Raw genomic sequence first — 12,348 nt, forward strand, 5'->3', positions numbered from 1 at the left:
ATTTGCGGGTTAACGCACGTAACTTGACAGACCATTTGGGAGGACCAGTTCGTCGACTGGTCTCAAATACGGGTATGCCCTAATGCCAGCCGTCTGTCAGTTGGAAACCGCTTAATTCGGGAAATGTCTTTCAGATCAATGGCTTGTGCGACGTATACCAGCCGGATACCAGTGCGTTGACTGGTATTATGGTGGTTATATAATGGGCTCCGATTTCGTAGGTTAAAGCAGTCCAGAATCCTCACGATCCCGACCGAGCCATATGGAAACCCGTTGGTCCGCACTGACACCCGACGCGCACAACGTCACCCCGATGTACCTGCAACTCGCCCGCAATCTGGCGACGGCGATCCATTGCGGCGTGTGGTCGGCTGGCGAGGCGCTGCCGTCGGAGCGCACGTTGTCTGACGCCATCGGCGTGTCGCGGATCACCGCGCGCAAGGCGATTGCGCTGCTGGTCGAACAGGGTTTGATCCGGCGCGCGCGCGGCGCGGGCAGTTTCATCACGCCGCGCGTCGAAGATCCGCTGTCGCGTCTCACCGGCTTCACGAAGAAGATGGAGCAGCGCGGCTTTCGTCCCGATTCGGTGTGGCTGGAGCGCGGCCTGCGCACGGCGAGCCGCGACGAGATCGTGCATCTCGGCCTGTCGCCGGGAGCGTCGGTGGCGAGCTTGCGCCGTCTGCGTCGCGCCGACGGCATCGTGATGGCCGTCGAGCATTCGTCGCTGCCCGTGTCGATCGTGCCCGATCCGCAGGCGATTGGCGGCTCGCTTTACAGCTACCTCGAACAGCGCGGCGCACCCGTCGTGCGCGCGCTGCAGCACTTTCGCGCCGTCAACGCGTCGAGCGAGATCGCCGCGCTGATGGACATCGAACAGGGCTGCGCGCTGCTGCTGATCACGCGCGTCGGCTATAGCGCCGACCAGCGCGCCATCGAACTCACGGACACGTACTGCCGGGACGATTACTACGACTTCGTCGCTGAACTGCGGCTTTGAGCCTGCTCACAACGAATACAGGTTGAACGCGGGCCACGCAAATCAGTCACGCACTGCATAACGCAACATCAGAGAGACTCATGCTGACCGGAAACATACTCACTCCCGAAGGCTGGATCCACGGCACGATCGAATTCGAAAACGGCCGCGTCTCGGCGATCAAGGGCGACGCCGTCGATCCGTCGACGAACGATGCGCCCTACATCCTGCCAGGCTTCATCGATCTGCACGTGCACGGCGGCGGTGGTGCCGACGTGATGGAAGCGGGCAACGCGATCGAAGCGATCACGCGCACGCACGCGCGCTTCGGCACGACGAGCCTGCTCGCCACCACGATGACGGCACCGCGCGACGAACTGATGGCCGTCGTCGCGGGCCTCGGCGACGTCGCGAAGAACCGCGTGCCGGGCGGCGCGCGTGTGCTCGGCGTACACCTCGAAGGCCCGTACATCAATCCCGGCAAGCTCGGCGCGCAGCCTGACGCGGCTGTGTCGGCGGTGCTCGACGAAGTGCTGAAGTATCTGTCGATTGCGCCGATCCGCGTCGTCACGATCGCGCCGGAAATCTCCGGCCACATGGACATCATTTCCGAGATCAACGCGCGCGGCGTGCGCGTGCAGCTCGGCCACTCGCTCGGCACGTACGACGACGCCGTCGCCGCGATGAAACACGGCGCGCGCAGCTTCACGCACCTGTTCAACGCGATGTCGCCGCTGCATCACCGCAATCCGGGGATGGTCGGCGCGGCGCTCGCGCACGCCGAATACGCGGAAATCATTCCCGACCTGCTGCACGTGCATCCGGGCGCGATCCGCGCCGCGATGCGCGCGATCCCGCGTCTCTACGTGGTGACGGACAGCACGTCGGCGACGGGCATGCCGGACGGCGAATACCGCCTCGGCAGCCAGCACGTGACGAAGTGCCTCGGCGGCGTGCGCCTTGCCGACGGCACGCTTGCAGGCAGCACGCTGACGATGGATCAGGCGCTGCGCAATCTCGTATCGCTCGGCCTGCCGGTGGCCGATGTTTCAAACCGTATGTCCCGCTATGCCGCCGACTACCTCGGCATCGAAGACCGTGGCCGCCTTGCACGCGGCGCGTGGGCCGATGTCGTCGTGTTCGACCGTGAACTGGCGCTGACGGCGACTTACGTCGAAGGAGAATCGATTGTCGAATATGCTTAAAGAGGCGCTGGCGTCCGCCGATGTGGTCGCCGCGCAACTCAACGATACGTCGCGCGTCGAAGCGCTCGCGGCCCGGCTCGCACAAGAGCCGCGTCATGTCGCGCTCACAGTCGCGCGCGGCAGCTCGGATCACGCGGCGAGTTATTTCGCATCGCTGACGATGAGCCGCGTCGGCCTGCCCGTCGCGTCGCTGCCGATGTCCGTCGCCACGCTGCAGCAGGCGCCGCTCAAAGTGCAGAACCAGCTTGCGCTCGGTTTCTCGCAATCGGGCAAGAGCCCGGATCTGGTCGGCACGATGCAGGCGCTGCGCGAAGCGGGCGCGCTGACCGTGGCCGCCGTCAACGTGCCCGGCTCGCCGCTCGAAAACGCATGCGAGTTTTACTTGCCGCTCGTCGCCGGTCCTGAGCTGAGCGTCGCGGCGACGAAGAGCTATATCGCGATGCTGTCGGTGTCCGCGCAACTCGTCGCGCACTGGCAACAGGACGACGCGCTGCTCGGTGCACTCAAGTCGCTGCCCGATGCGCTCGCGCGCGCAGGTACGCTCGACTGGTCGAAGGCTGTGGACGAATTGCGCGACGTCGAACGCATGATCGTGATCGGCCGTGGTCTCGGTCTCGCGATCGCACAGGAAGCCGCGCTGAAGCTGAAGGAAACGTCGGGCATTCAGGCCGAAGCGTTTTCGAGCGCCGAAGTGCGTCATGGTCCGATGGAACTGATCGATCGCGACTATCCGCTGCTCGTGTTCACACCGCGCGGCCCCGAACAGGCCGGTCTGCTGCAACTCGCGCGCGATATGCAGGCGCGCGGCGCACGCGTGCTGCTCGCCGCACCGGACGACGTGCCCGAAGCCACCTTGCCGCTGGCATCGACGGCGCATGCTGCGCTCGATCCGATTGCCGCAATCCTTTCTTTCTACGTGATGGCAGCCGGCCTCGCCGCCGCTCGCGGACGCAATCCTGATGCGCCGCGCCATCTGATGAAAGTCACCGAAACTCACTGATCGAGATATTCAGATGCGACGTGTCGAGGAGTCCCGTTTGAAGAGCCATTCCGAAGGCCATATTGTTTTGCTCGCGCCGATGACGGGTCCCGTCGTCCCGCTCGCGAACGTGCCCGACCCGGTGTTTTCGGGCGGCATGTTCGGCGACGGCATCGGCATCGATCCGCTGGAAGGCAAGCTCGTTGCGCCGTGCGACGGCGTCGTGATGCATCTGGCGCGCACCGGCCACGCCGTCACGATCACGACGGAAGAAGGCGCCGAAATCCTGCTGCATATCGGTATCGACACGGTCGAGCTGAACGGCCGAGGCTTCGCGCCGATGATCGAGCAGGGCGCAACCGTGCGGTCGGGCGATGTGCTGATCGAGTTCGATCAGGACGTGGTCGCGCGCAACGCACCGAGCCTGGTTTCCGTGATCGCGATTGCGAACTCCGATGCATTCGAGATCGTCGAGCGCGCCGACCACGGCGTGCTCAAGGCAGGCCAGTCGCCGCTCCTGACGCTGCGCGTGAAAGATGGCGCGGCAGTGGCGGCGTCGCGCGAAGCGTCGAGCGTCAGCGAGGAAGCGCGCCAGACCATCGTGCTCGACCATGCGGGCGGGCTGCATGCGCGTCCCGCGGCGCGTGCGCGTGAAGCCGCGCGCGGTCTGGATGCGCGTGTCGAAGTGCGTTTCGACGGCAAGAAGGCGGCGATCGAAAGCGTCGTCGGTTTGCTGGGACTGGGCGCGGGACAGGGCGCAACGGTCGAGATCGTCGGTATCGGCGCGCAGGCGCAAGCGGCCGTCGATGCCGTGGTGCGCGAACTGACGCGCGAAGCGCACGGCGAAGCGGAAGAGAAGCCCGCGCGCCAGATGTCGCCCGCGCCCGTCACGGCTGTGCGTCCGCAAGGCGCCGAGAGCCTCGCGCCGAACACGCTCGCGGGTGTGTGCGCGGCGCCCGGCATCGCTGTCGGCAAGCTCGTGCGCTGGGACGACGCGGACATCGATCCGCCCGAGACGACGGGCAACACGCCCGCTGCCGAAAGCCGTCAGCTCGACAAGGCGCTCGCTGCCGTCGACGCCGAACTGAACACGACCGTGCGCGACGCATCGCAGCGCGGCGCGCATGGCGAAGCGGGCATTTTCGCCGTGCATCGCGTGCTGCTCGAAGACCCGACGCTGATCGACGCCGCTCGCGATCTCATCAGCCTCGGCAAGAGCGCGGGCTTCGCGTGGCGCGAAACGATCCGCACGCAGATCGGCGTGCTGTCGAAAGTCGATGACGCGCTGCTCGCCGAACGTGCCGCCGACTTGCGCGACATCGAAAAGCGCGTGCTGCGCGCGCTCGGTTATTCGAACGCGGCGGCTCGCTCGCTGCCCGATGAAGCCGTGCTGAGCGCCGACGAGTTCACGCCGTCCGATTTGTCGTCGCTGGATCGCAAGCGCGTCACCGCGCTCGTGATGGCGCGCGGCGGCGCAACCTCGCACGCGGCGATCATCGCGCGGCAGGCGGGCATTCCGGCACTGGTCGCGATGGGCGATGCGTTGCACACGATCGCGGACGGCACGCAGGTCGTCGTCGATGCGACGGCGGGCCGTCTCGAATATGCGCCGAGCGCGCTCGACGTCGAACGTGCGCGCAACGAGCGTGAGCGTCTGGCGGGCGAGCGTGAAGCGAACCGCCGCACGTCGAAGCAAGCCGCCGCGACCCGCGACGGCCGCGCAATCGAAGTCGCCGCCAACATCGCGACGCTCGACGACGCAACGACTGCAGTGGACAACGGCGCGGACGCCGTCGGCCTGCTGCGCACCGAGCTGCTGTTCATCCACCGTCAGGCGGCGCCGACCGTCGACGAGCATCGCGAGAGCTATCAGTCGATCGTCGAGGCGCTGCAAGGACGCACGGCGATCATCCGTACGCTCGATGTCGGCGCGGACAAGGAAGTCGATTATCTGACGCTGCCGCCCGAACCGAATCCGGCGCTGGGTCTGCGCGGCATCCGTCTCGCGCAGGTGCGCCCGGATCTGCTCGAAGACCAGTTGCGCGGCCTGCTCGCGGTGCAGCCGGTCGGCAAGGTGCGCATCCTGTTGCCGATGGTGACGGACGCGGGCGAACTCGTGCGTCTGCGCAAGCGGATCGACGAACTCGCCGTCGAGCTTGGGCGCACGGAAAAGATCGAAGTCGGCGTGATGATCGAAGTGCCGTCGGCGGCGCTGCTCGCCGATCAACTCTCGAAGCACGCGGATTTCCTGTCGATCGGCACCAACGATCTCACGCAATACACGCTCGCGATGGACCGCTGCCAGCCCGATCTCGCGGCACAGGCTGACGGCATGCATCCGGCCGTGCTGCGTCTGGTGTCGGCGGCTGTGCAGGGTGCCGAAAAGCACGGCAAGTGGGTCGGCGTGTGCGGCGCGCTCGCCGGCGATCCGCTCGCGGTGCCGCTGCTCGTTGGCCTCGGAGTGACCGAGCTATCGGTCGACCCTGTATCCGTGCCGGGCATCAAGGCGCGCGTTCGCAATCTCGATTATCAGCTGTGCCGTCAGCGCGCCCAGGACGCTCTGGCGCTCGAATCGGCACAAGCGGTAAGAGCCCTGAGCCGCGAAATCTGGCCGCAAGACTGATTGCGCTTGCGTCGCAATCAGTCTGAAAACCGGATTCGTCAGCTCGACATTTCAACCAGCAAGTAAAGCAATTACGCAACTACACGAGACAAAGGAGTGGAGGTATCAATGGATGGAAATCCGTTTCTGAAGATTCAGCGCCTTGGCCGCGCACTGATGCTGCCAATTGCGGTTCTGCCCGTCGCCGGTTTGCTGCTGCGCCTCGGTCAGCCCGATGTGTTCAACATCAAGATGATCGCCGACGCGGGCGGCGCGATCTTCGACAACCTGCCGCTTCTGTTCGCGATCGGCGTCGCCGTCGGCTTCGCGAAGGACAATAACGGCGTGGCGGCGCTGGCGGGCGCGATCGGCTATCTGGTCGAAGTGGCCGTCATGAAGGACATCAACGACAAGCTCAACATGGGCGTGTTGTCGGGGATCATCGCCGGTATCGTCGCGGGGATGCTGTACAACAAGTACAAGGACATCAAGCTGCCGGACTACCTCGCGTTCTTCGGAGGCAAGCGCTTCGTGCCGATTGTCACGGGGGTCGCGTGTCTGGTGCTCGGCATCGTGTTCGGCTACGTGTGGGCGCCGATTCAAGGCGCCATCGACTCCGCCGGCCACTGGCTGACGACGGCAGGCGCAATCGGCGCATTCGTGTTCGGTCTGCTGAACCGTCTGTTGCTGGTCACGGGTCTGCATCACATCCTGAACTCGCTCGCGTGGTTCGTGTTCGGCAGCTTCACGCCGCCGGGCGGCGCAGCCGTGACGGGCGACCTGCATCGCTTCTTCGCAGGCGATCCGACGGCGGGCACGTTCATGACGGGCTTCTTCCCGATCATGATGTTCGGTCTGCCCGCCGCGTGTCTCGCGATGTTCCACGAAGCGCCGAAGGAGAAGCGCGCGCTGGTCGGCGGCCTGCTGTTCTCGATGGCGCTGACGTCGTTCCTGACGGGCGTGACGGAGCCGATCGAATTCAGCTTCATGTTCCTCGCGCCGGTGCTGTACGCGATCCACGCGGTGCTGACGGGCCTGTCGCTCGCGATCTGCTCGGCGCTCGGCATCAAGCTCGGCTTCACGTTCTCGGCGGGCGCGATCGACTACGTGCTGAACTACGGCCTGTCGACGAAGGGCTGGGAAGCGATTCCGATCGGTATCGCGTATGGCGTCGTGTACTACGGCCTGTTCCGCTTCTTCATCCGCAAGTTCAACATGGCGACGCCGGGCCGCGAGGCCGAGACGCCGGAAGCGGCTGTCGAGTCGTACACGTCGGGCGGTTATGTGGCGCCTGTCGAAGGCGCGACGGCAGCGGCTGGCACGCGCGCGCAGCGTTACATCGCGGCGCTTGGCGGTGCGGCAAATCTGTCGGTGGTCGACGCTTGCACGACGCGTCTGCGTCTGTCGGTGGTCGATGCAGAGAAGGTGTCGGAGAACGAACTGAAGTCGATCGGCGCGCGCGGTGTGCTGAAGCGCGGCGGCGGCGCGGTGCAGGTCATCATCGGACCGGAAGCGGACATCATCGCCGATGAAATCCGCTCGACGATTGCAAGTGGCGGCGCGGCTGCTGTGGCTCCTGCTCATGCTCCTGTGAAGGCAGCGGTTGCAACGCCGGTCGCTGCGACGGCTGCTGGCAACGGCCCGCTCGATCCGGATCCGCTGCGCTGGCTCGCCGTGTTCGGCGGCGCGACGAACGTCGTGTCGCTGGAAGCCGTGGCGGCGACGCGCCTGCGTATCGTCGTGCGCGATCCTTCGGCTATCGATCGCCAGCGTCTCGACACGCTGAGCGTCGCGTGGGTGGCGACGGATACGTTCCACATCGTCGTCGGCGAGGCGGCGCAGCGTTACGCGCAGCAGCTGTCGACGCGTCTGACGGCAACGGCCTGAGATTCAACGTTTAAGGCTTGCTGAGTTAGCAATCGGCGCCCCTCGGGGCGCCGATTGTCGTTTACGGCTCAGCGTTCGTCGCGGTTCGCGTCCGCATCGACGGCGTTGGTCGCTTCGAGCCACATCACGTTGATGATGCCGAGCGCAAGCGCGAGTCCGATGCCGAGAATCCAGCTGAAGTACCACATGATTCGCTCCTCGTTTGCGCGTGACGTCAGTACATCGTGTGATGGTTCTGTTCGATCGCATCGGCGGTGACCTTGCCGCGCATCACGCGATACACCCAGCTCGTGTAGATCAGGATGAGCGGCAGAAAAATGATCACGGCGATCAGCATGATCTGCAGCGTCATCTGGCTCGACGTCGAATCCCAGACGGTGAGGCTGCTGCGTCCGTCGAGCGACGACGGCATGATGAACGGAAACATCGAGAAGCCCGCCGTCAGGATCACGCCGATCACCATCAGCGAGGTCGACAGGAACGCGGTGCGCTCGAAGCGCGAGTTCGCCAGCACGAGTGCGAGCACGCCGCCCACCACGCCTGCGATGGGCGCGGCGATCATCCACGGATACATCGCGTAGTTCGTGAGCCACAGGCCGGGCGCGCCGATCACGTTCTTCAGCAGCGGATTGGCGACGGTATCGAGCGGCGCAGGCTCGCTGATCTGATAGCCGCCGATCAACGTCGACACCAGCACACCCGCGATCAGAAACAGCCCGACCGCGATGAGCGACGCGACGCGCAGTGCAATCGACGCACGCCGCGCGACGATGCCGTCCGCTTTCATCTTCACGAACGCGGCACCGTGCGCGGCCAGCATCGACGCGCTCACCACGCCGCACAGCAGCGCGAAGGGATTGAGCAGCGCGAAGAAGCTGCCGTGATAGGTGACGCGCAGATCCTGATCGAACGCAAACGGCACGCCTTGCAGCAGGTTGCCGAACGCGACGCCGAACACCAGCGCCGGCACGAATCCGCCTATGAACAGCGCCCAGTCCCACGCGGTTCGCCAGCGCGGATCGTCGCGCTTGCCGCGATAGTCGAAGCCGACGGGGCGGAAGAACAGCGAGAACAGCACCAGCAGCATCGCGAAGTAGAAGCCCGAGAACGACGCGGCATAGACGAGCGGCCACGCGGCGAACATCGCGCCGCCCGCCGTGATGAGCCAGACCTGATTGCCTTCCCAGGTTGCGCCGACCGTATTCACGACGATGCGCCGCTCGGCGTCCGTCTTGCCGATGAACGGGAGCAGGATCGCTGCGCCCATGTCGAAGCCGTCGGTGAGCGCGAAGCCGATCAGCAGCACACCGATGAGCACCCACCAGATCAGTTTGAGCGTTGGGTAATCCATAGCGTTGTCCTTGTCCTCGTGTCTCTCATGCCGCCGTATTCGCGCCGACCGTCGTCTGCGCGGTTTGCTCGTGGTGGTAACGGCCCGTATGCAACGACGACGGACCGAGCCGCGCATACTTGAACATCAGCGTGATCTCGATGATGAAGAGCGCGGTATAGAACACGACGAAACCCGCGAGACTCAGATACAGATCGCCCGCCGTCAGACTCGACGACGAGAGCGACGTCGGCAGGATGCCCGCGATCGTCCACGGCTGGCGTCCGACTTCCGCGACGATCCAGCCGAACTCGGCCGCGAGCCACGGCAGCGGGATCGCCCACACGGCCCAGCGCAGGAACCAGCGCCGGTTGTCGCGCAGCAGCGAGCGCTGCGCGCAGAAGAAGAACGCGAGCACGAAGGTCGCGAGGAACAGGATGCCGAGGCCGACCATCAACCGGAACGACCAGAACACAGGCAGCACGGGCGGCACGGTTTTCTTCGCGGCCTGTCTGATCTGATCGGCGGTGGCGTCGACGACTCTCGGCGTGAACTGCTTGAGCAGCAGGCCGTAACCGAGATCTTTCTTGTTCGCGTCGAAGGTGGCGTGCGTTTCGTCGGTCGCGTCGCCTTGCTTGATCTTTTGCAGCGCGCCGTACGCGAGGATGCCGTTGCGGATGCGCGTCTCGTTCTGCGCCATCAGTTCCTTCAGCCCGACGACGGGTTCGTCGAGCGAGCGCGTCGCGATGATGCCGAGCGCGTACGGCACGCGCAGCGCATAGTCGGTGCGCTCTTCCTGCTGGTTCGGAATGCCGACGATCGTGAACGGCGCGGGCGGCGGCGCCGTGTCCCATTCGGATTCGATCGCGGCGAGTTTCATCTGCTGCACTTCGCCCGTGGTGTAGCCCGATTCGTCGCCGAGCACGATCACGCACAACGTCGCCGCGAGCCCGAAGCCGGAAGCGACCGCGAACGAGCGCAGCGCGAAATCGATGTCGCGGCGCTTGAGCAGATACCACGACGACAGACCGAGCACGAACATCGACGCCGTCACGTAACCCGCCGACACCGTATGCACGAACTTCACCTGCGCAACGGGATTGAAGATCACGTCGAAGATGTTCGACAGCTCCATGCGCATCGTTTCGTAGTTGAACTCTGCGCCGACCGGGTTGTTCATCCAGCCGTTGGCGATCAGGATCCACAGCGCCGACAGGTTCGAACCGAGCGCCACGAGGAACGTGACCATCAGATGCTGGACGCGCGACAGCCGGTTCCAGCCGAAGAAGAACAGGCCCACAAAGGTCGATTCGAGAAAGAACGCCATCAGCCCTTCGACGGCGAGCGGCACGCCGAAAATATCGCCCACGTAATGCGAGTAGTACGACCAGTTGGTGCCGAACTGGAATTCGAGCGTGAGGCCCGTGGTCACGCCCATCGCGAAGTTGATGCCGAACAGCTTGCCCCAGAACTGGGTCATGTCCTTGTAGATCTGCTTGCCCGTCATCACGTAGACGCTCTCCATGATGACGAGCAGCCACGACAGACCGAGCGTCAGCGGCACGAACAGGAAGTGATAAAGCGCCGTGACGGCGAATTGCAGACGCGAGAGATCGACGACGTCGCTAGCGGGCATGGTTGTCACCTTGAGGCGGAGGCGGCGATGGGACGGATGCGGGCACCGAGAGCAGCGCCTGTGCGACCTGCGCAGGCGGCAGCGACATGTGCTGGGCCTGTGGATGATTGAAAAACGCGAACTTGAGCGCGAGCAGCAGCACGAATTTGATCGCGAGCACGATCAGGATGTCGCGCGCGAAAGTGGGACCGCGAGCCCACGCGACGATGCGGCTGGCGAGCGTGCGGCGTGTGGCATTCCTGTGATTGAGCGTGATGGCCATGTTCGATCGGCAACGACATCGCGCCGGTTGACCCGGCAGGACCCAGTGCGCATCGTCTGCCGCGCTGGCGCATGCCTAACCATTGTAGGAATGAGCTGACGGACGCGGCCGCGTCATCGTGTCGCGAGCGTGCATCTGCTTGATCACTAATAAGTCACGTTCTGTGCGAGGTCAAGGCAATGTCTCCGCGTCGACTCGCTTTCACGCAATATCTGACGCGACGCATAAGAAAAAGCCCCGCCTTCTTGCGAAGGGCGGGGCTTTGCTTGAGACGGATTTGAAACGGGTGCGGGCGCGCCCGCTGCTTCTCAGTGCTTATGCGTATTCGGCCAGCGCGGTGCGCATCTTCTTCATCGCGCTTGCTTCGATCTGGCGAATCCGTTCAGCCGACACGCCGAACTCGTCGGCCAGTTCGTGCAGCGTCGAGCCGCCCGAACCGTCGTCTTCCACCTGCAGCCAGCGTGCTTCGATGATGCGGCGGCTGCGCGGATCGAGCGATTCCAGCGCGCTCGCGATACCGTCGCTTTGCAGCTTGTCGCGCTGACGCGCGGCCAGCACGGCCGTCGGCTCGCTGTGCGAATCCGCCAGATAGGCGATCGGCGCGAATGCTTCTTCGCCGTCTTCCACCTGACCTTCGAGCGCGACATCGCCGCCCGACAGACGCGTTTCCATTTCGGCCACTTCTTCGCGCTTGACGTTCAGTTCTTTCGCCAGACCGTCGATCTCGTCCGGCGTGAACGACTGCAAGCCTTGCTTGTGGCTGCGCAGGTTGAAGAACAGCTTGCGTTGCGCCTTGGTCGTCGCCACTTTCACCATGCGCCAGTTGCGCAGGATGTATTCGTGGATTTCGGCCTTGATCCAGTGCATCGCGTACGACACGAGGCGTACGTTCTGCTCCGGGTCGAAGCGCTTCACAGCTTTCATCAGACCGATGTTGCCTTCCTGGATCAGATCGGCGTGCGGCAGGCCATACCCGAGGTAGTTACGCGCGATCGACACGACCAGCCGCAGGTGCGACAGGACGAGCTTGCGCGCAGACCCAAGGTTGTTCTGCTCGCGGTATTCAGTGGCGAACTGGCGCTCTTCTGCCGGCGTCAGCATCGGAATCCGGTTTACGGCCTGGATGTAGGCGTCGATATTGCCCAGCTGACCGGGCAGAAGAGAAGCGTGCGAGAGCGCCAGTGCACCTGCCGGAGCGGCCTTAGCCGACGACGGGCTCAGAGTACTCGGAAGGGTCAATGTGTTGCTCACGTAGCAAACTCCTTTTATTCAGACAAAAGTCTGGCAGTTGCCAGACCACGATGGATGTTAGCACTCTCATCTACCGAGTGCTAATACTTAGAAGCCGTAGGGCCATCCAAGTTCCCGAAATACTATTGGAATGTAACTTCTAATAGTGTCGTGTCTCTATCGTACCTCATCTGCGGGTTTGCCAGCGAACGCTTAGGATTCATCGGATACGACAAAATTC

The 12,348-nt window shown here is 64.3% G+C and carries 10 protein-coding genes; 5 read left to right on the plus strand and 5 right to left on the minus strand.

The window, feature by feature from the left end; translation table 11 throughout:
* The first annotated feature begins 262 nt into the window (after nt 1-262).
* The 5 genes from QEN71_RS01580 to nagE all read left to right on the plus strand — a co-directional run bounded on the left by QEN71_RS01580 (nt 263) and on the right by nagE (nt 7,649).
* Nucleotides 263-997, plus strand: a complete 735-nt coding sequence (locus tag QEN71_RS01580) for a GntR family transcriptional regulator (RefSeq protein WP_201651324.1) — start codon at nt 263-265, stop codon at nt 995-997.
* Nucleotides 998-1,077: 80 nt separating this feature from the next.
* Nucleotides 1,078-2,181, plus strand: coding sequence for an N-acetylglucosamine-6-phosphate deacetylase (gene nagA, locus QEN71_RS01585; protein ID WP_201651323.1), 1,104 nt, complete (start codon nt 1,078-1,080; stop codon nt 2,179-2,181).
* A complete protein-coding gene (locus tag QEN71_RS01590) occupies nt 2,174-3,181 on the plus strand; it encodes an SIS domain-containing protein (RefSeq protein WP_201651447.1) in 1,008 nt (335 codons plus the stop codon). Before nagA ends, QEN71_RS01590 begins: the two co-directional genes overlap by 8 nt.
* Before the next feature lie 13 nt (nt 3,182-3,194).
* On the plus strand, nt 3,195-5,783 hold the full coding sequence (gene ptsP / locus QEN71_RS01595) for a phosphoenolpyruvate--protein phosphotransferase (protein WP_201651322.1): 2,589 nt from the start codon (nt 3,195-3,197) through the stop codon (nt 5,781-5,783).
* 108 nt (nt 5,784-5,891) lie between these two features.
* Entirely contained in the window at nt 5,892-7,649 is a 1,758-nt protein-coding gene (gene nagE, locus QEN71_RS01600) for an N-acetylglucosamine-specific PTS transporter subunit IIBC (protein ID WP_201651321.1), read from the plus strand.
* Between the two features lie 68 nt (nt 7,650-7,717).
* On the opposite strand, the gene cydX is transcribed toward nagE, so the two are convergent.
* From cydX to rpoH, 5 genes are all read right to left on the minus strand, one after another.
* Nucleotides 7,718-7,837: a cytochrome bd-I oxidase subunit CydX gene (cydX, locus tag QEN71_RS01605; RefSeq protein WP_201651320.1), complete on the minus strand. Its 120-nt coding sequence runs from the start codon at nt 7,835-7,837 to the stop codon at nt 7,718-7,720.
* Nucleotides 7,838-7,863: 26 nt separating this feature from the next.
* Nucleotides 7,864-9,000: a cytochrome d ubiquinol oxidase subunit II gene (gene cydB, locus QEN71_RS01610; protein ID WP_201651319.1), complete on the minus strand. Its 1,137-nt coding sequence runs from the start codon at nt 8,998-9,000 to the stop codon at nt 7,864-7,866.
* A gap of 25 nt (nt 9,001-9,025) precedes the next feature.
* Nucleotides 9,026-10,615 carry a cytochrome ubiquinol oxidase subunit I gene (locus tag QEN71_RS01615; protein ID WP_201651318.1) on the minus strand — a complete coding sequence of 530 codons (1,590 nt, stop codon included), beginning with the start codon at nt 10,613-10,615 and terminating at the stop codon, nt 9,026-9,028.
* Nucleotides 10,605-10,877 (minus strand): cytochrome oxidase putative small subunit CydP, encoded by a 273-nt coding sequence (cydP, locus tag QEN71_RS01620; RefSeq protein ID WP_201651317.1) that lies wholly within the window; start codon nt 10,875-10,877, stop codon nt 10,605-10,607. Before cydP ends, QEN71_RS01615 begins: the two co-directional genes overlap by 11 nt.
* A gap of 315 nt (nt 10,878-11,192) precedes the next feature.
* Nucleotides 11,193-12,128 carry an RNA polymerase sigma factor RpoH gene (gene rpoH / locus QEN71_RS01625; protein WP_201651316.1) on the minus strand — a complete coding sequence of 312 codons (936 nt, stop codon included), beginning with the start codon at nt 12,126-12,128 and terminating at the stop codon, nt 11,193-11,195.
* Nucleotides 12,129-12,348: the final 220 nt, after the last annotated feature.

This window comes from Paraburkholderia sabiae (assembly GCF_030412785.1).
Taxonomy (GTDB): domain Bacteria; phylum Pseudomonadota; class Gammaproteobacteria; order Burkholderiales; family Burkholderiaceae; genus Paraburkholderia; species Paraburkholderia sabiae.

Coding starts and splice junctions, on each gene's coding strand:
- nagE (WP_201651321.1), top strand. CDS start 5,892: ATGGATGGAAATCCGTTTCTGAAGATTCAGCGCCTTGGCCGCGCACTG.
- cydP (WP_201651317.1), bottom strand. CDS start 10,877: ATGGCCATCACGCTCAATCACAGGAATGCCACACGCCGCACGCTCGCC.
- nagA (WP_201651323.1), top strand. CDS start 1,078: ATGCTGACCGGAAACATACTCACTCCCGAAGGCTGGATCCACGGCACG.
- QEN71_RS01580 (WP_201651324.1), top strand. CDS start 263: ATGGAAACCCGTTGGTCCGCACTGACACCCGACGCGCACAACGTCACC.
- QEN71_RS01590 (WP_201651447.1), top strand. CDS start 2,174: ATGCTTAAAGAGGCGCTGGCGTCCGCCGATGTGGTCGCCGCGCAACTC.
- QEN71_RS01615 (WP_201651318.1), bottom strand. CDS start 10,615: ATGCCCGCTAGCGACGTCGTCGATCTCTCGCGTCTGCAATTCGCCGTC.
- ptsP (WP_201651322.1), top strand. CDS start 3,195: ATGCGACGTGTCGAGGAGTCCCGTTTGAAGAGCCATTCCGAAGGCCAT.
- cydB (WP_201651319.1), bottom strand. CDS start 9,000: ATGGATTACCCAACGCTCAAACTGATCTGGTGGGTGCTCATCGGTGTG.
- cydX (WP_201651320.1), bottom strand. CDS start 7,837: ATGTGGTACTTCAGCTGGATTCTCGGCATCGGACTCGCGCTTGCGCTC.